The organism is Sphingobium sp. TCM1, from assembly GCF_001650725.1.
GTDB lineage: Bacteria > Pseudomonadota > Alphaproteobacteria > Sphingomonadales > Sphingomonadaceae > Sphingobium.
Window position 1 is genome coordinate 297,998 of record NZ_LXVX01000011.1, and the last position, 20,786, is coordinate 318,783.

General features: G+C 65.8%; 14 protein-coding genes and 2 pseudogenes. 8 read left to right on the forward strand and 8 right to left on the reverse strand.

Translation table 11 applies throughout. From position 1 onward, the window contains the following. Positions 1-146: 146 nt before the first annotated feature. The 4 genes from A7Q26_RS08820 to A7Q26_RS08835 are packed head-to-tail and all read left to right on the forward strand — an operon-like array spanning position 147 to position 4,907. Positions 147-1,205, forward strand: coding sequence for an SIS domain-containing protein (locus A7Q26_RS08820; protein WP_066859003.1), 1,059 nt, complete (start codon positions 147-149; stop codon positions 1,203-1,205). Then, complete coding sequence (nagA, locus tag A7Q26_RS08825) at positions 1,202-2,353, forward strand: N-acetylglucosamine-6-phosphate deacetylase (protein ID WP_066859004.1); 1,152 nt, start codon at positions 1,202-1,204, stop codon at positions 2,351-2,353. The genes A7Q26_RS08820 and nagA overlap by 4 nt, the downstream gene beginning before the upstream one ends. Next, complete coding sequence (gene dld, locus A7Q26_RS08830; protein ID WP_066859005.1) at positions 2,350-4,050, forward strand: D-lactate dehydrogenase; 1,701 nt, start codon at positions 2,350-2,352, stop codon at positions 4,048-4,050. The genes nagA and dld overlap by 4 nt, the downstream gene beginning before the upstream one ends. Continuing rightward, positions 4,047-4,907, forward strand: coding sequence for a BadF/BadG/BcrA/BcrD ATPase family protein (locus A7Q26_RS08835; protein ID WP_066859006.1), 861 nt, complete (start codon positions 4,047-4,049; stop codon positions 4,905-4,907). Before dld ends, A7Q26_RS08835 begins: the two co-directional genes overlap by 4 nt. 98 nt (positions 4,908-5,005) lie before the next feature. Here the strand turns inward: A7Q26_RS08835 and tenA are convergent, their stop codons facing one another. Next, positions 5,006-5,668 (reverse strand): thiaminase II, encoded by a 663-nt coding sequence (gene tenA / locus A7Q26_RS08840; RefSeq protein ID WP_066859007.1) that lies wholly within the window; start codon positions 5,666-5,668, stop codon positions 5,006-5,008. 11 nt (positions 5,669-5,679) lie between these two features. After that, entirely contained in the window at positions 5,680-7,830 is a 2,151-nt protein-coding gene (locus tag A7Q26_RS08845) for a TonB-dependent receptor (RefSeq protein ID WP_066859061.1), read from the reverse strand. Between the two features lie 617 nt (positions 7,831-8,447). Here A7Q26_RS08845 and A7Q26_RS08850 point away from each other — a divergent pair. Further along, positions 8,448-9,430: pseudogene (locus tag A7Q26_RS08850) on the forward strand (carbohydrate porin). Here the strand turns inward: A7Q26_RS08850 and A7Q26_RS08855 are convergent. Continuing rightward, positions 9,431-10,543: a ThuA domain-containing protein gene (locus A7Q26_RS08855; RefSeq protein ID WP_084439047.1), complete on the reverse strand. Its 1,113-nt coding sequence runs from the start codon at positions 10,541-10,543 to the stop codon at positions 9,431-9,433. A gap of 166 nt (positions 10,544-10,709) precedes the next feature. Between A7Q26_RS08855 and A7Q26_RS08860 the strand changes: the two genes are divergently transcribed. Further along, complete coding sequence (locus A7Q26_RS08860) at positions 10,710-12,632, forward strand: rhamnogalacturonan lyase (RefSeq protein WP_198162882.1); 1,923 nt, start codon at positions 10,710-10,712, stop codon at positions 12,630-12,632. Positions 12,633-12,678: 46 nt separating this feature from the next. On the opposite strand, the gene A7Q26_RS08865 is transcribed toward A7Q26_RS08860, so the two are convergent. From A7Q26_RS08865 to A7Q26_RS08870, 3 genes and pseudogenes are all read right to left on the reverse strand, one after another. Continuing rightward, positions 12,679-13,560, reverse strand: a complete 882-nt coding sequence (locus A7Q26_RS08865; RefSeq protein ID WP_066859009.1) for a tyrosine-protein phosphatase — start codon at positions 13,558-13,560, stop codon at positions 12,679-12,681. 15 nt (positions 13,561-13,575) lie between these two features. Next, a complete protein-coding gene (locus tag A7Q26_RS26220; protein ID WP_332308765.1) occupies positions 13,576-14,283 on the reverse strand; it encodes a TonB-dependent receptor domain-containing protein in 708 nt (235 codons plus the stop codon). A 70-nt stretch (positions 14,284-14,353) separates the two neighbouring features. Beyond that, positions 14,354-16,219, reverse strand: a pseudogene (locus A7Q26_RS08870) (TonB-dependent receptor plug domain-containing protein); the annotation flags it as partial. 137 nt (positions 16,220-16,356) lie between these two features. Between A7Q26_RS08870 and A7Q26_RS08875 the strand changes: the two are divergent. Continuing rightward, entirely contained in the window at positions 16,357-17,571 is a 1,215-nt protein-coding gene (locus tag A7Q26_RS08875) for a TetR/AcrR family transcriptional regulator (protein ID WP_084439048.1), read from the forward strand. 7 nt (positions 17,572-17,578) lie between these two features. Here A7Q26_RS08875 and A7Q26_RS08880 read toward each other — a convergent pair whose 3' ends face one another. After that, entirely contained in the window at positions 17,579-18,463 is an 885-nt protein-coding gene (locus A7Q26_RS08880; protein ID WP_066859011.1) for a LysR family transcriptional regulator, read from the reverse strand. Between the two features lie 96 nt (positions 18,464-18,559). Between A7Q26_RS08880 and A7Q26_RS08885 the strand changes: the two genes are divergently transcribed. After that, positions 18,560-20,059 carry a CoA-acylating methylmalonate-semialdehyde dehydrogenase gene (locus A7Q26_RS08885; RefSeq protein WP_066859012.1) on the forward strand — a complete coding sequence of 500 codons (1,500 nt, stop codon included), beginning with the start codon at positions 18,560-18,562 and terminating at the stop codon, positions 20,057-20,059. Positions 20,060-20,076: 17 nt separating this feature from the next. Here the strand turns inward: A7Q26_RS08885 and A7Q26_RS08890 are convergent, their stop codons facing one another. Then, a complete protein-coding gene (locus A7Q26_RS08890) occupies positions 20,077-20,712 on the reverse strand; it encodes a TetR/AcrR family transcriptional regulator (protein ID WP_066859013.1) in 636 nt (211 codons plus the stop codon). Positions 20,713-20,786: the final 74 nt, after the last annotated feature.

The window sequence follows — 20,786 nt, forward strand, 5'->3', positions numbered from 1 at the left end:
CGGCGGTGTGGTCGGTTCATCGACGAGCGGCCGGGACACGACGGGCGCGCGCAGCCGTTCGTTGATCTGGTATTATCCCTCCTTTGGTCTGATGCAACCAAATTAATTCCAATTGCCCTTTCAGCGGCATTTGGTATTGTTTCGGCATGATCGACCACCGAGACGAGCGGATCGCCACGCTGATGGCGCGCGAGGCTGCGGAAGCGCCCGGCCGCTGCGAAGCGCAGGTCACACGCAATGCCGGCCTCATGCGGCAGGCGGGACAGCGGCTGCGGGCGCTGGCGCCGCCCTTTGCCGCGACGTTGGCGCGGGGCAGTTCGGACCAGGCGGCCTCTTTCGCCAAGTTCTTGCTGGAAACGCGTGCGGGCATACCGACGCTCAGCCATGCGCCTTCGATCGGATCGCTCTACCATGCGACATCTCCGCGCTTCCGGGGTGTGCCGCTGATCGCCATCTCGCAATCGGGCCGAAGCCCGGACCTGATCGCGGCGGCGCAGGACGCGCAGCGGCAGGGTGCGCTGGTGGTTGCGGTCGTCAACGACGAAGCCTCCCCGCTGGCGGCGATGGCAGACATCTGCATCCCCATCCATGCCGGACCCGAAACCAGCGTGGCGGCGACCAAGAGTTTCATCGCCACCTTGGTCGCGATCACGCATCTGGTTGCCGAATGGAGCGGCGACGAAGCCCTGGGCGAGGCGCTGCCCGTCGTGGGCGATACGCTGCGCGCGGCGGCGGCGGCAGACTGGGGCGAGGCGGTGCCGCTGCTGCGCGACGCGCGCACCATGCTCGTGCTGGGGCGCGGCCCGACCCTGCCGATCGCCGGCGAGGCGGCGCTGAAATTCAAGGAAACATCCAATCTGCACGCGGAAGCCTTCAGCATCGCCGAGGTCGCGCATGGTCCGATGACCCTGGTCGGGGCGGGCGACCCCGTGCTGGCGCTCGGGCCGACGGACCCGGCGCGGGCGGGGCTGCGCGAGCGGCTGGAGGATTTCCGCGCGCGTGGGGCGCAGGTGATCGCCGCGGGCCATCCCGACGATGTCGTTGCCGCGACGCTGGCGCTGCCCAGTCGTTGGGAGGTCCATCCGGTACTGGGCGCCATCGCCCAGATCCAGAGCTTCTATGGCCTCGCCAACGCCCTGGCGCTGGCGCGCGGGCGCAATCCCGACACGCCCCCGCATCTGGCCAAGGTGACGCGGACGCTATGACGATCCAGGCGCTGGTCGGCGCGACCATCGTGCTGCCGGACGGGATAGCGCCTGACAATGCGCTGTTGATCGACGGCGCGCGCATGGGGCCGGTCGTACCGCGCGGCTCGCTGCCGGCCGGGTGCGTAGAAGTAGACCTGGATGGCGGCTGGCTGCTGCCGGGCTTCATCGATACGCAAGTCAATGGCGGCGGCGACGTGCTGCTGAATGACCGGCCGGACGTGGACGGCATCCGCACGATTGCGCAGGCGCATAGGCGCTTTGGCACCACTGGCCTGTTGCCGACCCTCATCAGCGACGATGCCGATGTCGTGGATGCGACGATCGCGGCGGGGGAGGAGGCGCTGAGGCAGGGTGTGCCGGGCGTGCTGGGCGTCCATATCGAGGGGCCGCATCTCAATCCCGGAAAGAAGGGCATTCATGACGCGGCCAAATTCACCGCCATCGATCCAGCGGTGCTGGAGCGACTGACGCGGCCCACCATCGGGCGGCGGATCGTCACGCTGGCGCCTGAACTGGCCCCGCCCGGAGCGATCCGCGCCCTCACCGAGGCGGGTGTGCTGGTTGCCGCGGGGCACAGCCTGGCCGACTATGCGCAGACGGTCGCGGCGCTCGCCGAGGGGCTGGCCGGGTTCACCCATTTGTTCAACGCGATGACGCAGATGGGGAGCAGGGAGCCGGGCATGGTTGCGGCCGCGCTGCTGGACCGGGGGAGCCATTTCGGCCTGATTGTCGATGGGCTGCATGTGCATCCCGCCGCCCTCCGCGTCGCGCTGGCCGCGCGGGGGTTGGAAGGCGCGATGCTGGTGACCGACGCCATGCCGCCGGTCGGAGGGGAGCGGGATAGCTTTACCCTGATGGGCCAGCCCATCCATGTGGTGGACGGAACCTGCCGGGGACCGGACGGCACGCTGGCCGGATCGGCGCTCAGCATGGCGCAGGCCTTCCGCAATGCGATGGACCTGATGGGCTGCTCGATGGTCGAGGCGTCACGCCTGGCGAGCGGCAATCCGGCGCGCTTCCTGCGGCTTGACGGGAAGACGGGAGCCATCGCGCCGGGGCTGCGCGCAGACCTGGTGCATCTCGACGCGGACCGGCGGGTGCGGCGCACCTGGATCGGCGGACAGTTGAGCGAGGCCGGCGAATGAGCGACCTGATCGCCGCGCTGCGCGTGATCGTCGGGCCGCGCCATGTGCTGACGGGCACGCAGGCGACGGCGCGCTATCGCCATGGCTATCGCACCGGCTCGGGCGCGGCGCTGGCGGTCGTGCGACCGGGCAGTCTCGTCGAACAATGGCGCGTGGCGCAGGCCTGCGTGGCCGCCGACGTGTCGATCATCATGCAGGCGTCCAACACCGGACTGACCGGAGGGTCGACCCCCGATGGCGAGGATTATCCCGGCGGCTGCGTCATCATCAGCACCACGCGGATCGCCGGGCTGCACCTGATCGGCGATGGGCGGCAGGCGATCTGCCTGCCGGGCACCACGCTCCATGCCCTGGAAAAGGCGCTGGCGCCGCTGGGCCGGGAACCGCATTCAGTGATCGGCTCCTCCTGCTTCGGCGCATCGGTGGTCGGCGGCGTGTGCAACAATTCGGGCGGTTCGCTGGTGCAGCGGGGGCCGGCCTTCACCCAGTTGAGCCTTCATGCCGTGGTCGGCGGGGACGGGACGCTGCGGCTGGTCAACCATCTGGGCGTTGCGCTGGGCAATGATCCCGAAGAGATGCTGCGGCGGCTGGAACAGGGCGATTTCGACGAAGGGGACGTGGACCCGGCGGTGGATCGCTGGGCGCATGATCGCGCCTACGCCACGCATGTCCGCGACATAGACAGCGAGACGCCGGCCCGCTTCAACGCCGACAGCCGCTGCCTGTTCGAGGCGGCGGGCAGTGCGGGCAAGCTGATCGTCTTTGCCGTGCGGCTTGATACCTTCGCGAAGGAGGAAGGGGCGGCGACCTTCTATATCGGCACCAATGATCCGGCGGAACTGACGGCGATCCGCCGTGCAATCCTGGGCCATTTCGCCACGCTACCGATCGCGGGCGAATATATGCACCGGGATGCGTTCGACATCGCCGACCGTTATGGCAAGGATATGTTCGTCGCGATCGAGCGGCTGGGAACGGACCGGTTGCCGAGGCTCTTCGCGCTAAAGTCGCGCGTGGACGGGATGCGCTTTCTGGGCGAGGGTTTCAGCGATCGGATGATGCAGCGGATCGGACGGCTTCTGCCCGATCATCTGCCGCCCGAGATGCGGCACTATCGCGACCGCTTCGCCCATCATCTGCTGCTCAAGATGCCGCGACTGGCTTTGGCGGAAACGCGCGCACTCTTGTCAAATCTGCTGGCCGAGGGCGAGGGCGATTATTTCGAATGTACGCCCGAATTGGCGGCCAAGGCATTCCTCCATCGCTTCGTGACCGCAGGGGCCGCGGTGCGCTATCGCGCGGTGCATCGCGAACAGGTGGAAGACATCGTCCCGCTGGACGTAGCCCTGCCGCGCAACATGCTGGACTGGCAGGAGGTCTTGCCCCCCGACCTCGCGGCGCAGAGCATCCACAGCCTCTATTACGGCCATTTCCTCTGCCATGTGTTCCATCAGGACTATATCGTCCGCAAGGGCGTCGATCCGTTGGCGTTCGAGCATCGGCTATGGGCGCTGCTCGACGATCGCGGCGCGGAATATCCCGCGGAGCATAATGTCGGCCATCTCTACCGGGCCAAGCCTGCGCTGGAGGGTTTCTATCGACATATCGATCCGCGCAACCAGTGCAATCCGGGGATCGGCCACACGACGCGCGATCGTCACTGGGGCGACGAACAGAAGGAGACGGCCGGTTCATGACCTTTTACTTGGGCATCGACGCCGGCGGCAGCAATTGCCGGGCGCGCCTGATCGCGGCGGATGGCACGGTGATCGGCACGGGACAGGGCGGGACCGCCAATGCGCGGATCGGGCTGGAGGCGCTATACGAGACGTTGCGCGCTGTGTCCGAACAGGCGACGACCGCAGCCGGGCTATCGACGGAGCAGGTTGCAACCATTCGTGCGGGCATGGGCATCGCCGGCATCTCGCGCCCCGGCGTGCGTGATGCGCTGCGGGACTTCGCGTTTCCCTTTGCCTCGGTCACTTATGAAACCGACGCCTTCATCGCCAATCTGGGTGCCCATGGCGGTGCGGACGGCGCGATCCTGATCCTGGGCACCGGCAGCATCGCTCAGGTGCGCGCAGGCGGTCGGGATTTCACCATCGGCGGCTATGGCTTTCCTATCTCCGACGAAGGGAGCGGCGCGGCGCTGGGCCTCAGCGCCATGCGCCATGCGCTGCGCGCGCTCGACGGGCGGACGCAGGCGACGCCGTTGAGCCGCGCCGTGACGGACCGCTTCGGCCATGACACGGCGCAGGCCATCGGCTGGATGGATCAGGCAAGCCCGAGGGATTATGGCAGCTTCGCGCCGTTGGTGATGGATTATGCCGAAGCGGGCGACGCCATCGCGCGATCGATCGTCGAGGATGCGGTGGCGCATGTCGAGCGCTTCATCGAGACGATCTTCGAGCGCGGCGCGAGCCGCTGCACGCTGGTCGGCGGCCTTGCCCCGCGAATGCGCCCCTGGCTCAAGGCGCGGACGGTGGCGCGGCTCAGCCCTATGCTGGGCGACCCGCTGGACGGGGCGCTCCATCTGGCGGGCTTTCGCGGCTAGAGCATCTTGCGCAAAAGTGGGCACCGGTTTTGCGAAAAACCGATGCGACAACAAACATCTAGAGCGCGCGTCCTCCGTTCAATTTAATGCAGCGCGCTCTAGATCGGCCAGCTTTCGCGCCGATAGGCGGAATCCCAGAACATCCATTCATAGCGGGTCGCCATGCGGAAGGCCTGCGCCATGGCGTCACGCAGCAGAGCGGGCGCTGTTTCCGCCGCCTGGTCGACCAGTGCGCGGACGCGGGCGGTCGCCTCGCCAAAACCCGGATCGGCATAGGTATCGATCCAGGGCGCATAGGGATTGGGGCTGGCGGCGCGCGGCTTGATGGCGCAGCCAACCTCCCAATAGACCCAGAAACAGGGAAGAATACCGGCAATCAGTTCCTCGTAACTGCGCGTCGCCGCCAGCGTCATCAGATAGCCGGTATAATTCTGGCAGGCCGGGCTGGGCGCGCTGGCCCGTGCCATGTCGGGTGTGACGCCGAACTGCGCGAAAAAGGCCTGGTGCAGCGCTTCCTCCACCTGCACCGCGACCTTGGCGCCGTCGGAAAATTCCAGGCGGCCTGTGGCCGTCGGCGCGCGCGCGGCGGCGATCGCCAGCACCCGCGCATATTCGGCGAGATAGAGGCTGTCCTGCACGATATAATGACGGAAACTTTCGGGTGGCAGCGTGCCCTGCGCCAGTTCCTCCAGGAAGGGCTGCGTCAGGATCGCCTGGCGCAGCGGCGCCACATCGGCCCAGATTTCGTCGCAAAATCCCATGGCGTGCTCCTTCAGAAGCGCAGGCTGGCGCTGGCGCCGAACTGACGCCCGCTATTGATCGTGAAACTGTCATAGGGACCGCCCGGCCCCAGCCCCAGCAGCAGCGGCAATTGCTGCTGGCCGAAGGCGGAGATCGCCCAGCGGCGGTCGAACAGATTTTTCGCCCAGAGTTCCAGCGTCCAGTCCTGCACGCTCACCCCGACCCGGCCGTCAACCGATATATAACCGGGTGAGTATAGGATATTGTCGATCTCGAAATCCACTCGGGAGACGTAGGTGGCGGACAAGCGCGCATCGACCGTGGCCGCACCGGCCGCTCCGCGCCAGCCGACGCCCCCATTCGCCGTCCAGTCGGGCGCGTTGGGCGTGCGCTTGCCGCTCATGTCGACGATCGCCGGTTCGCCCGGCTCGAGGGTGGGATTGGGGGTCAGGTAACGCCCGGTGCGGCTGTGGGTCCAGGCCAGCCCGCCGTCGACGCGGAAGCCCGCGCCCAGCGCCACATCGGCCGACGCCTCGATTCCATGGACATTGACCTGCGGGACGGACAGCACCACAGAATTGCCGAGGAATACGGTATTCTGGAAATTGTCATAGTCGGTGACGAAGCCCGCCAGCGTCGCACGAACACGGCCGTCGCTGCTCTGTGCCTTGATGCCAGCCTCGACCGACCGGGTGGTTTCGGCCTTGAAGTCCGCCTGCCACACATCCGTCGGGCCGGGCAGGGGATTGAAGCCGCCCGCCTTGAAGCCCACCGCGCCGGTCACATAGGCGGTCAGGTCTGCCGAAGGGCGCCAGGCAATCGACAGCTTTGGCTGCCATTTGTCGAAGGTGCGGGCGCGGGCCGCTAGCAGCGCGCCGCTGGCCGTGCCCACCGTGTCCTCCCTGCGCCGGTCGCGGTCGTAGCGCAACGCGGCCGTGAGTTCGACGCGGGGCAGCAGGTCGTAGCTTGCCTGGCCGAAAATCCCGACCTGGCTGGACCGGGTTTCCGCCCGCAGGGCCTCGCCGCCGAACAGCAGCGGTCCGAAATCGTCGGTCCGTTCGCGCTCCAGCCGCTGGAAGAAAAGGCCGACATGCCAGCGTAACGGCGACGCAGCGCGCGATGTCAGGCGCAATTCGCTGGTCCAGGCCTTGATATCAACCGGTTGGGCGATGGGTTGAATACCGTCCGGGAAGAAGGGTACGCCGTTCAGCGTGATCGGCGTGTCATTGCGGAAATCCAGTTCCTCAACAAAATCCTTGTGATATTCATCATAGCCGCCAGTCCAGCTGAGCAGAAGGGTATCGCCCAGTTCCTGCTCATAGCTGGCCTGCGCGCCCCACCACTGCCGATCGGCGCGCCCTTCGAAATCGCCGAAGGGATTGGTCAGCGCCTTGCCCGAGAGGCGACCGCCATAAAGGCCGGTGACATTGCCGGATGAAATATAGGCCGCGCCGCCTTCCTCATCGGCCCAGCCGAGGCGCAGCTTCAGCGTCGCCGTTTCGGTCAGCGCCACCTTCGCCTTCAGCCGCAGGTTGCGGCTGATCGCGCCGTCGACCTTCTTGTCCAGATAGCTGTTTCGGATGAAGCCATCGCTGTTGCGGTAGGAGCCGGAAAGGCGCAGTTGCACCTGCTCGGAAACCGGCGCATTGACCACTCCGTCGGCAGTCCAGGTGAAGCCATTGCCGATCCCGATCGCCGCTTCGCCGCCCCAGTCCGGTCCCGGATCATTGGTCGCGATGTTGATCGCGCCGCCCGAGGCCGAGCGGCCGAACAGGGCGCCTTGCGGACCCTTCAATATCTCGATCCGGGCCATGTCATAGGGACGCAAGGTGAAGAGCTCTGAATCCGGCAGCGCCAGCCCGTCGACGATCATCGCAATGGAGGGCGACTGGTTGCGATTGGTGGACACGCCGCGAATCGAGATCAGGTTGGTTCCGGGGTCCTGGTCGTTTATCAGGAAGATGCCGGGCGTTGCTGCGATAATATCATCGATCGTGGTGAGCTTGCGTGCGATGATGTCGGCCGGGCCGAAGACGGTGACGCTGTCCGGCACGGCGATCGCCGCTTCCTCGCGCCCGCGCGCCGTCACGGTGATGCTCGCGTCCGCGGCACGGGTTGCGGACGGCATGGCGCAGGCAAGGGAGATCGCGCAGATGGATGCAGTGGTGACGTAACGCTTCATGGTCCCTATTCCTCCGCCGGTGTGAACCGGATCAGGTTCTCGGGTCCGCGGCCTAGACGCCCCCTGCGCCCGATCCGCGTCTCAGCCCTGACTGCGCCAGGACACCCCGTGGGTTGACTGTGCCGCCGCGCCTATGCGTTCGGCCCGCCGGCGTCAAATGCTTCCGTCCTCGCCTTGTCATGCCGGCCGCCCGATGGGCCAGGCCGGAAGCCTGTCGCTGCGGCGTTTCCTGCTGAACCGCCACGGAAATTCGATCATCCATGGCGTGCCGGGCCTGAAATCCGCGCTATCCGATCGGATAGCGCCCGCCTACTGTACGTCACCATGATGTCGAAGGCCCACAACCCCGTCCCGCCCATGGAGCGACTGACATGATCGGCGCGGCACTACTGCTGGCTGCTGCGGCCGCCGCGCCCGCGACCGAGGCAACGATGGACGCCGGCGCAATCAGCCCGCGGATCACGCCGATCCGGCCACATTCGCATATCCATGCCGGGGAACATGCGCCCGGTGAGGGGCCGATCGTCTTCGACCTCAGCTATAGCAGCGACATCATGGGCACGGTGGCGGGCGGATTGAAGCGGCGCGCCCGCTATCTCGACAATCTCGACCTTGTAATGGAAGTCGACCTGGAGGAATTGGTCGGCTGGCGCGGAGCCGAGATGCATGTCTACGGCCTCTACAATAATGGCCAGTCCATTTCGGAGGTGGTGGGCGACGCCCAGATGGTCAGCGAAATGGAGGCCAATGCCCAGGCGTTCAAGCTCTACGAAGCCTGGATCGACCAGATGCTGGCGCCCAACCTGTCGGTGCGCGCGGGCATCTATGACCTCAATTCCGAATTCGATATGCTGGAAACGGCAACCCTTTTCGTCGGCGGCGCGCATGGCATGGGCAGCGACATCGGCATGTCGGGCCGCAACGGCCCCTCGATCTTCCCCGCAACGGGCCTTGCCGCGCGCGTCCTCTACCGGCCGGCGGAGGGCTGGGCGGTGCGAGCGGCGGTGCTCGATGGCGTGCCCGGCAACCCCGACCATCCGTCCCGCACCAGCATCCGGCTTGGCAAGGGGGAGGGCGCGCTGCTGATCGGCGAAGTGGAAGCGCCGGTCGCCGGCGGTCGTCTGCTCATCGGCCATTGGCGCTACACATCCTCCTTCGAACGGTTCGACGGCGTGACGGCCGACGGCGTGACGGCCGACGGCAACGACGGCTTCTATCTGCGGGGCGAAAAGACGCTGGCCGAGGATGGTGATCGGAAGGTCGACGGCTTCTTCCGCCTCGGCATCGCCGACAAGAATTCAACATGTTCGATCGCTTCGCCAGCGCAGGGATCAAGCTGGGCGGCTGGGTCGGCGGGCGGCCGGACGACGAGATCGGCTTTGCCGTCATCGGCGCCTTCACCTCGCCCGAATATCGCCGCGCGAATGACTCCGAGCGGGCGGAGATGGTAGCGGAGGCGACCTATCGTGCGCCACTGACGTCCTGGCTGACGGTCCAGCCGAACCTGCAATATGTCCGCAATCCGTCTGCCGATCCGACGATCGACGATGCCTGGGTGCTGGGACTGCGTGTCGAAATGGCGTTCCGCCTGATCGACTGATCAGTCGCAACGCGGGCCCTTCCTCCGGGGTGCCGCCACCCAGGCCAGCGCATTGTCCAGCATCCGACTATATCTCGGATCGGTGTAGGTTTCGGGCCGATGTCCGATCGCTGAGTAGAAGACCCGGCCCTTGCCGACGCAGCGGCTCCACGCGATCGGATGGTCGCCCATGATGAGCGCCGCGCCCGGCTGATAGCTTTTCTCGTCAAGCGTCGCGACGATCCGCGCGCCGGTCGCGCGGGGGTTGGCGCGGAAACTATACCATTCATCCTTCATGATCCATTGATCGGGCAATCCCTGCGCGACCGGATGGGAACCGTCCTCGATCATGATCCGCCCATCCTGGAACTGCGGGTTCATCGGGTGGCCGGCGAAGCGTGCGCCGATTAGCGTGTCCGCATACCAGGGCCAGAAGGTCGCGGGATCGCCCGAGGAGCCATGCACGCCCACGAAGCCGCCGCCTTGCTCGATATAGTCCCGAAACGCCTGCCGCTGAGACAGAGTGAGGACGTCGCCGCTGACATTGTTCCAGATGACCGCGTCGAACTGCCGCAGAGTCTGCGCATTCATCGCCCCGCCCTTGTCGGTGACGGCGATCGCCCATCCCCGGCGCGCCGCAAGGTCGACAAATGCCGATCGCGCCGCCTCCACCGACGGACCATCGCGAAAGCCGGTCATCTTCTCGAACAACAGCAGGCGGGGCCGACCCGCCGGCAGCGTGAAGGTCGGCCGGTCGTCATCATAGCGGGCGCAGCGGACCTGCCCGTCCTGTGCCGTTACCGGTAGCCGCCGTAGCGCCGCATCGGCGCGCGCGACCTGAGCGGCGGGCACCCGCCCGGAAGCCACCATCTCGTCCAGAGTCAGGATCGCGGCGAAGGTTGGCGCCTGGGTAGTAAAGAAGCGTGGCGGCAGCGCCTTGAAAAGATCGGGAACATCGCGTTCCAGGACCGCCTTTGCCTGAGGGCTGAGCAGGATGTCGACGATCGGCAACGCTTGCGAAAAAGGCGCATCGCGAAACGGGCAGTCGATCGCTGCGGCCTGCGCTGCCTTGAACGGCAACAAGCTCAAGCCCCACGCAGCCAGCAGCAACGCCATCGCCTTTTTGCGCCTCATGACCATCCTCTCCTCTTATGGCTATGGCCAGCCTAATCGCCCGTCCCCGGCCTGGGAAGGTCATATATATCCCATAATGCGGGATGATATATGTAAATATGGAACGCTATTGCTGCGTCCATGTACTCGATCTATAGCTGCCACCAAAGAGGAGAGAGGAGCGGCTATGCGGTTGGCAGATGCGTTGGCAGGTTTGGGCGGCATGGCGGGACTTTTGCTGGGAACCGCGGCGATCCAGGCGGCGGCGCCCGCTGCGCGCCAAATGGAGCGGCTCGATCGCGCCCTCGTGGCCGTCCCGCTGGCGGCGGCGCAGGGAATTCATGTCAGTTGGCGCCTTCTCCGCACTGATGCGGCCGATCTGCGCTTCACTCTGCTGCGCGACGGCAGGCTTATCAAGCGCATCGGCGCGAAGGATGCGAGCAGCGTCACCGATCCCGCTGGTACCGCGCAGAGCCGCTACAGCCTACGTGATGCGACTGGTCGGACAGTGGCGACTGCTACGCCCTGGGCCACGGGCTATCTTCCTGTCCCGCTCGACCGGCCGGCAGACCGGATGACGCCAGACGGCGAGCGCTACAGCTATACCGCCAATGATGCGAGCGTGGGCGATCTTGACGGCGATGGCCGTTATGAAATCATCGTCAAATGGTATCCGTCGATCGCCAAGGACAATGCCTTTGGCGGCTATACGGGCGAGACGCTGCTGGACGCCTATACGCTCGACGGCAAGCGGCTATGGCGGATCGACCTTGGCCGCAACATCCGCTCGGGCGCGCATTATACGCAGTTCATGGTGTTCGACCTGGATGGCGATGGCCGCGCAGAGGTGGCAATGAAGACCGCCGACGGCACGATCGACGGCGCGGGCAAGACGATCGGCGACGCCAGCGCGGACTGGCGCGAGCATGATGGGGAAGCGCCGCAGGCCGATCGCACCGGGGCGACCGTGCTCCCGGACGGACGCAAGGTGGCGCGGCTCAAAGGGCGGATACTGCGCGGCCCGGAATATCTGACCCTGTTCGACGGGATGACCGGAAAGGCGCTCGCCACCGCGCCCTATGCTCCCTCGCGTGGGCCCAGCGGCGACAACCCGGCGGCCGAGGAGATGAGCGCCAGCTGGGGCGATGCCTATGGCAACCGATCGGAACGCTATCTCGCGAGCGTCGCCATGCTCGACGGGCAGCGCGCCAGCCTGATCTTCGCGCGCGGCTATTATGGCCGCTCTACCATCGCCGCCTGGGATTGGCGCGACGGCAAGCTGACGCAGCGCTGGCTGTTCGACAGCGCCGCGCCGGGTAATGGCGACTATGGCGGGCAGGGCAATCACCAGATGTCGGTGGCGGATGTCGACGGCGATGGCCGCGACGAAATCTTCTACGGATCGATGGTCGTGGATGACGATGGCCGGGGGCTATGGTCGGCGCGTCTCTTCCATGGCGACGCCATGCATGTGTCGGACCTCGATCCCGCTCGCCCCGGCCTGGAGAAATTCGGCGTGCATGAGGATATGCGTAGCAACGGCAATATCGGGGCCGCCATGCTCGACGCGCGGACCGGGGAACGGCTCTGGACCAAGCCGGCCGATCGCGACACCGGACGCGGCATCGCCGTGGACATCGATCCGCGCCACCCCGGCGCCGAAGCCTGGGCCTCCAATTCGCCCGACCTCTGGGATGCGAAGGGCAATGTCATCCCTGGCGGCCATCCCCGCGCGGCCAATTTCGCCATCTGGTGGGACGGCGATGGCCTGCGCGAGCTGCTGGATGGCACGCGCATCGGCAAATGGGACTGGCGGGCGAGCCGGGAACTACCCCTGCTGACGCCCGACGCCGTGGAATCCAACAACGGCACCAAGCAGAACCCGGCCCTGTCGGCTGACATCGTCGGCGACTGGCGCGAGGAACTGCTGGTGCGCAGTAGCGACAGCAGCGAGTTGCGCCTCTACACCACGCCCTGGCCGACCGCGATCCGCCTCGCCACGCTGATGCACGATCCGGTCTATCGGCTCGGCATCGCCTGGCAGAACAGCGCCTACAACCAGCCGCCGCATTTGTCCTTCGCCATTCCGGTGCAGGCACCGGCGCAATGAAACGGAGCGGGCGGGGCATGACGCCCCGCCCGCCCGGAAGGCCGGATCAGGCACCGGCCCTGGTCAGATATTTCGCCCGCAGGCTGGCGATCTTCACATCGTCCAGGCCCAGCTTCTCGCGATAATAGCCTTTCATGCCGCCGGGATAGGCTTCCATCGTGGCGAAGGCGGCCTCGATATAATGGCGGTCGACGCCCATCAACGCCTTGACCGCCTCTGGCGGCAGCTTGCGGAACATGGCCATGTTGGGATCATCCGCCTTCATCGCCTGCGGCCGGAAATGGGCGTTGGACAGAAGATAGTCCTGGATCACCGTTTCCCGATCGACGCCCAGCACCGACAGCAGGATGGCGGCGGCGACCCCCGTTCGGTCCTTGCCCGCCGAGCAGTTGAACGCCACCGCCCCGTCGGTCGCGAGCAGCTGCTCGAACAGCGTGCGATACTGGTCGGCGAACAGGTTGGGGATGTCCCGATAGAGCGTGGCCATCACCTTGCTTACTTCCTCACCGGTCTGGTCGGGCTTGAGCAAGGCGTTCATGAACATGCCATGCTCCATCGCATAGTCGCGCGACAGCACGGTCGGCTTTGCTGTCGCGGGCCAGTTCACCGGCTCGGCGGTGCGTTCGCGGGTGTCGCGAAAGTCTACCACCGTCTTGAGGTCATGCGCGGCGAGCCAGGCGAAGTCCTTTTCGGTCAGGCGCGACATCGCGCCCGACCGGTAGATCCTGTCCCATTTCACCACCCGCCCATCGGCAGTGCGATAGCCGCCCAGATCGCGGAAATTCTGCCCGCCCTCCAGTGGCAGAAGCCGGTCGTGCGCGGACGTCGCGATGGCAGGAACGGGCGCGGCCTGGGGCTGGCCGAAGGCGGGAACCGCCATGGCCAACCCGATCGCCAGAAGCGGTAAACAACGGAAAAAGCGCATCATATTGGTCCTTCTGGTTCAGAGCGCGAAGCGGATGCCGAACATGTAGCGGCGGCCGACCTGTTCGACTTCGGTGGGTCTGGACTCATCATCCTCATAAGCCATGTAGATGGCGTCGGTGAGGTTGGTGGCGTCGGCGAACAGGGTCAGATTGTCATTGACCGCATAGCGGACCGACACGTCCAGATTGTCATAGCCCTTGCGATATTCGCCGCTGCCCAGGCCGCCCAGCGTGTCGAGCCAGTCGCTGCGCCACTGATAGCTGACGCGCGCCGACAGGCCATATTTCTCATAGTAGAAGGAGCCATTGAGCACGGTGTCGGACAGCCCCTGGAAGGGCAGTTTCTTCGCCGTCGACGTGTCGAAATGACCGCCCAGCAGCGCGATATTGCCCTGCACGCCAAAGCCGTCCAGCGGCGACGGCAGGAAGCTGAACTGCTGCTGATAATTGAACTCGACGCCATAGAGCCTGCCGCTCGTCCCGTTGAAGGTCGAAGTCAGCAGATAGCCGGACCGGTCGACACCGTTGCTGTCATACAGGTCGCTGCCCACCGCCTGCTGGTTCTGGTAGAGAACATTGTCGACCCAGCGATGGAAGGCCGAGACCGAAGCCAGCCCGCCGCCGGACAGATAATATTCCAGGCTGGCATCCACGCCCCAGGTATATTCGGGCTTCAGATCGGGATTGCCGCCGGAAATCGTGCCGGGCGAATTGGTGTCGTTGATGGAGCTGCCGACGAATCTCGCCGAAGGAGGGGCGCGCGATGCCGCGCTGGCCGGCGATGCGGAATACCAGGTCCGGGGTCAGGTCGAAGCGGGCGTTGATGCTGGGGAAGAAGTCGGTGTAGCTCTGTTGCGCCGAGAGCGGCACGGTGCCCGCCGCGGTGACGGCGGTACCGACATTGTCCAGTCGGAAATGTTCGACGCGCACGCCCGCGACCACCTGCCCGCCTTCGAACTCGACCTTGCCCATGACATAGCCGGCCAGCGTCTTTTCATTCAGGCGATAGCGGTTGGCGGCGGGCACATTCTTGGCCGGATCATAGAGGCCAGCGGCCTGCAACGCCGCGAGCAGCGAGTCGACGTCGCGGCGCATCGCGACATTGTCGATCTGGTTGAAGCTGAAACCGAGCGGGAAATTCGTATCCCACGGCTTGCTGGTCACATATTTGCCGATATTGAAGGGCTGGCCCACGCTCGCGCCGCTGGCGAGCGAGACGATGTTCGACGTGGCGAAGGTGAAGCCGCTGATGTCCCGGTCGGCGTAGAGGAAGCCGCCCGACAAGGTGGTGGCGCCCAGCGCCTTGGAAAAGTCGGCCTTCACCGTGTAGCTGTCGGAGAATGTGTCCTGCATCCCCGGAATGACGATGCCGCTGGAACTGACCGTCGTCTGGTCGATGGCGGTCAGCGACGCGCCGCGCGTGCGGCTCGCACCGGTGCCGACTGTGCTGTAGAGGCTGATGATCGGAAAACGCGGATCGCTGGCGTCATAATGGATCGAGGGCGACGCATTGCCCGACGTGCGCAGCTGGGTCAGCGGCAGGTAAGTGGTATTTTCCGTGCGGGTATAGTTGAGGTTGACCGACGCCTTCAGCCCGTCCTCGCTCTCATATTCGCCGCCGATCGTGTTGATATAATTGCGGGTGCGATATTCGCCATAGTTGAAGGTCGACACGACCGGCACGCCGACCAGGTCGCCGCTGGCAAAGCCGCGCGTGCCGATCGCGCTGCTGCTGTCCAGGTCGAACTCATACTGGTTGCGCTGCTCGTCATCCTTGAACTCGGTGTAGATGGAGCGGATGAAGAAGCGCTGCCCCTCGACCGGTTCATATTCGATCGCGCCGAACAGCCCATTATTCTCGCGCTCCAGCTGGTAGGAGCGGATGTCGAACTCGGTCGGCCCCTTGGCGTCATAGGCGCCCACCTCGCGATTGTCGGTCGTCTGCTTGCGGCGATAATGCGATCCGCCGACCACGACGCCGAACGTACCGTCGGACCAGCTGGCGCGCAGCGACGCCTGGCGCTGGTCCTTGTCACCCAGCTCCATGAAGCCGTAGCCGACATCGCCCTGCAGGTCGAAGCCGGTCTTGGCCAGCGGCGAATAGGTGCGCAGGTCGATATTGGCGACGATCGCCTCGGCCTGGAGGTTCGACGTCAGCGACTTGTTCACTGCCATCGCGCTCAGCAGCACGGCGGGCACCGCGTCGAACCGATAGGCGCGGGTCGTGCCGCCTTCATCGACGCCGATCATAGGCACGCCGTCGATGCTGACCGATGTCCAGCGGTTCGGCGCGCCGCGCACCTGGATATAGCGTTCCTGACCCTGGTCACGCTGCACAGCGACGGCGGGGAGTCGTGACAGGGCGGCGGCGCTGTTCTGGTCGGCGAAACGGCCGACCGAATCCGCCGCCACGATGTCGATCAGATTGTCGGCCTTGCGCTTGAGTTCGACCGAGGCCGCCTGCGCCGTCGCGATCGAACCGGTGACGACGATCGCCTCGCCGTCGAACGCATCGTCCTCCATGGCGGCGGGCGTTGCCATCTGCTGCGCCTCAGCCCTGCTCGTCGCCGCCAGCGCCAGCAACGCCGCGCCTGCGAACATCATGATGCGAACCTGCGTCCGCTGCGACCTGTGAACCGTCATATATTCCCCCGATGTCATGGTGAGTCGGGGCGCGGTTAGAACGTCTGTATGTAACAGGAGTGACGGGACAGTTGCAGTTTTGTGGAACCGGCGGGGGTTGGCGGTGGCGAATGATCTGGTAGATTTGCATCAGCCCCAACAAAGCGACTGCCAGGATGTCAGCGACAAATTCCGAATTTTCCGGCCTTTCGATGAAGGCGCAACTGCTGGTCGACACGGTCCTGGCCATCTGGATGGAGCGCGGGACGGGGGAGATGTCCGCGCGCAGCATCGGCAGCGCTGCCGGCTTCAGTCCATCCGCTCTCTATTATCACTTCGATGATATTGAACGATTGTATGAAGCCGCGCAAGAGCGTGCTGTGGCGATGGGCCAGTCATGGTGCGACGCCAAACTGTCCATGCTGGACGAGGCGTGCGGCGCCGATGCACCTTCCGCCGATGCGCTGGGCCCAGTACTCGCCGCGCTGATCGACGATTTCTGCACCCAGGAGCGCATGACCGCCTTCGCCTGGCGCGAATGCCAGATGCTGGCCGGACGATCCGCGCGCTTCGCTACCCTCAGCGAACGCTGGGACGCGGTATGGCGGCATTTCTGGCAACAGGTCTGCGCGCACTTCGACATGGCGGACAAGGGCGAACTGTGCCGCCATTTTTTCGATGGAGAAAGCGGCCTGCACCTGATGCGCTGGAACCGTGCGGCCGACCGCGCCAGCCTGGATGAAATGGCGGCGGCCTGGGTGGGTTGGCTGATGGGCGAACTGCCCCGCCACGCCCCATGGCGACGGTCGCTGATGGCGCGCGCCATTGGTTCGGGCGGGTTGGACAAGCCTGACGGCCTGCGTCTCGACATCGCGCGCGCCGCGGCGGCGCTGCTCGCCGACGGGGGCGTGGGCGCGATCACCCATCGCGCCGTGGCGGCGGCGACCGGCCTGACGCTGGGCGTCGTTTCGCACAATTGCCGGCGAACAGACGATCTGCTGCGCCTCGCCTATGGCGAGGTCTATCGCAGCCTGACCAGCGAGCGGGAGGAGATGTCGGACAGGGACGGGCCGTCGGTCGCGCCGGTTTCAGACCTGCCGGCACGGCTCCAGTTGCGCGCGATCGATGAACTCATCCTGGCCGTCGCACGCGGCCGCACCGATGCGGCGCTGACTTTGCAGTTGCGCTATCTGCGCGGCATCACCAGCCGCCAGGCGCTGCTTGATCGCGTGGCCCTGCGGGGCGAGGCCTTCGATCTGCTGGCTGCCGTTTATTCCAGCGCGATGATGGGTGTCTTGCGTTCTTCCGGCTGCCAGCCGGAGGACGATGCCAGTCCGGTTGTTTCGGCAGTCAGCGACCAGCTTCTCTCTCTCCTCCCGCGCGCGCTCTGACCCCTATTCAGAGGCGATCGCGCGCCGCGCGAACAACCTCCCCGATGAAATCGGCGACCGCCCGCACGCGCGGCAGGCGCTGAAGATCGGCGTGCATCACCAGCCAGTAGCTGCGCGACAACTGCATTTCGTCGGGCATCAGCTGCACCAGCCGGTCGTCATCCTTGGCAGCGAAAACATGCAGGAAGGCAAGGCCGAGGCCCGCGGCGGCGGCGGCCTGTTGCGCGGCGCTCGAACTGGCGCGAAAGCCGATGGTGGCGCCGGGCAGCAACTGATTGAGCGCGATCATCTCCGGGAAGCCGGCCAGTTCCTCGATATAGGAAATGAAAACATGGTCGTAGAGCTGCGCCCGCGTCTCGGGCGCGCCATGCCGGTCCAGATAGGCGCGCGAGGCGAACAGGCCCAGCTGGTAATCGGCCAGCTTCCGCGTCACCAGCCGGCCGCGCGGCGGCGGCTTCAGCATCACCGCCATGTCGGCCTCTCGCCGCGACAGGCTGTTCGTCCGGCTTTCCGACGCCAATTCCAGCACCAGCCCCGGATGCCGGTCCCGCAGCTGGGCGGCCCTGGGGGCCAGCAAATGGCTGGCGAAGGCCTCTGGCGTCGCCAGCCGCACTGTGCCGTCGACCGCCCGGTCGCGATCGCGCACGCTGGCGGCGGCGGCCAGCAGCTCGCTTTCGATCCGTTCGGCATGGGGTTGCAGCGCGAAGGCGGCCTGCGTCGGCGTCACCCCGCGCGGCGACCGATCGAACAGGCGCACGGCCAGCGCCGACTCCAGCTGGCCGATCCTTCGCGCTACCGTGCTATGGTCCATCCCGACCCGTCGGGCCGCCGCCAGCATGTTGCCTTCCCGCAGGATGGTCAGGAACAGGCGCAGGTCATCCGGGTTCAGCATATGTATTTCTACACAATGATTGTGGGTTGATTACCGTATAATCACCAATCAGGATCGTCTAGTCCCGCCGCAGCGAATTGGTGTGAGGAGAGTGTCATGCGGACGGTCAATCATTTCATCCATGGGGAACAAATGGCGCTTTCGGGCGGTCGCGCGGCGGACGTACTGGACCCTTCTACCGGGGCGGTTCAGGCGCAGGTACGGTTGGCGCGCGCCGTCGATCTGCAACAGGCGGTGGACTCCGCCCGCGCCGCTCAGCCGGCCTGGGCCGCCATGAACCCGCAGCGTCGGGCGCGCGTCATGTTCCGGTTCAAGGAATTGATCGAACAGAATATGGACGATCTCGCCCATCTTCTCTCGTCCGAACATGGCAAGGTCGTGGCCGACTCGAAGGGCGACATCCAGCGGGGCCTGGAAGTGGTGGAGTTCGCCTGCGGCATCCCCCATCTGCTGAAGGGCGAATATAGCGAAGGCGCAGGGCCGGGCATCGACGTCTGGTCGATGCGCCAGCCGATCGGCATCGCGGCGGGTATCACGCCGTTCAACTTCCCGGCGATGATCCCGCTCTGGATGGCCGCGCCGGCCATTGCCTGCGGCAACGCCTTCATCCTCAAGCCGTCCGAACGCGATCCGTCGGTGCCAGTCCGGCTCGCGGAACTGGCGATGGAGGCCGGCTTGCCGGCGGGCATCCTCAATGTCGTCCATGGCGACAAGGAGATTGTCGACGCCATCCTGGACCATCCGGACATCAAGGCGGTCAGCTTCGTCGGCTCGTCCGACATCGCCAACTATGTCTATGGCCGGGGCGCGCAGAACGGCAAGCGGGTGCAGTGCATGGGCGGCGCCAAGAATCACGGCATCATCCTGCCGGACGCGGATATGGACCAGGCGGTGGCCGACATCATCGGCGCGGCCTATGGCAGCGCGGGCGAACGCTGCATGGCGCTGCCGGTCGTGACCCCGGTGGGCGAAGCGACGGCAGAGATATTGCGCGCGAAGTTGGTGACGGCGATCGAGGGGTTGCGCGTCGGCATCTCGACCGATCCCGATGCCCATTATGGCCCCGTCGTCACCGCCCAGCATAAGGCGCGGATCGAAAACTACATCCAGATGGCGGCTGATGAGGGCGCGGAGATCGTCGTCGACGGCCGCGGCTTCTCGCTCCAGGGCTATGAGCAGGGCTTCTTCCTTGCGCCCACGCTGATCGACCGCGTGACACCGCAGATGAAAAGCTATCAGGAGGAGATTTTCGGCCCCGTGCTTCAGATCCTGCGCGCCGATACGTTCGAGGAAGCGCTCAGCTACCCCACCAACCATCAATATGGCAACGGCGTCGCCATCTTCACCCGCAACGGCGACTATGCACGCAAGTTCGCGGCCCAAGTGGAGGTCGGCATGGTCGGCATCAACGTGCCGATCCCGGTGCCGGTCGCCTATCACAGCTTCGGCGGCTGGAAGCGGTCGGGCTTCGGCGACCTGGATCAATATGGCATGGACGGCGTGCGCTTCTACACCCGCACCAAGAAGATCACCCAGCGCTGGCCCTCGGGCGGCGGCGTGGTCGACCAGAGCTTCGTCATCCCGACCATGGGATGACGGGCGACGCGTCCCGGCTACGGCCGGGGCGCGAGTCCGCCGATAACCGTGTCGACCAGCGCATCGGCGATGGCGTCGACAGTCATCGGCCCAGCCGGATCATGCCAGCGGGCCGGCCAGTTGAGCGCGCCGGCCAGGGCGAAGGCCGCCATCTTCACGTCGACCGGCGCGATCGATCCGTCAGCGACTCCCGCCTCGATCAACCCGCGCAGCGCCAGGTCGATGTCGCGTTTCCCCGCGCGGAACAGCGCCGCGCCATCGGGCGAGAGGGACTCATCGCCGGTGCGAACCACGCAACGGCCGAAATCATCCATGTTGATCTGCGCATAATGACGCAGGAACTTGCGCAGCCGGTCAAGGCCGCTGCCCGGCTCGTGCCTGGCTGCTTCCGCCGCGAGGCGCAGCGGCTCCAGCCCGCGCGTCACGCACTCGATCAGCACCTGCTCCTTGTTGCCAAGATAATGATAGATGGTCGGTTTGCTGATCCCCAGCGACGCCGCCACATCGTCCAGGGAGGTTGCGTGATAGCCGCGCGCATTGAACATCCGCACCGCCGCCCGCAGCACCGCCTCGCGCTTTTCCTCGCGGTCCCGGATCTTTTCGGCGCGTGTGCGAAAGGGGGAGGGGGCTTGCGAAGCGGACGCGGTGGACAATGAAAACTCCTTCGCCCTCCTCTTGACAAAAAACGCAGCCATAAGCAATCTACTCATCAGTATATAAACGACGA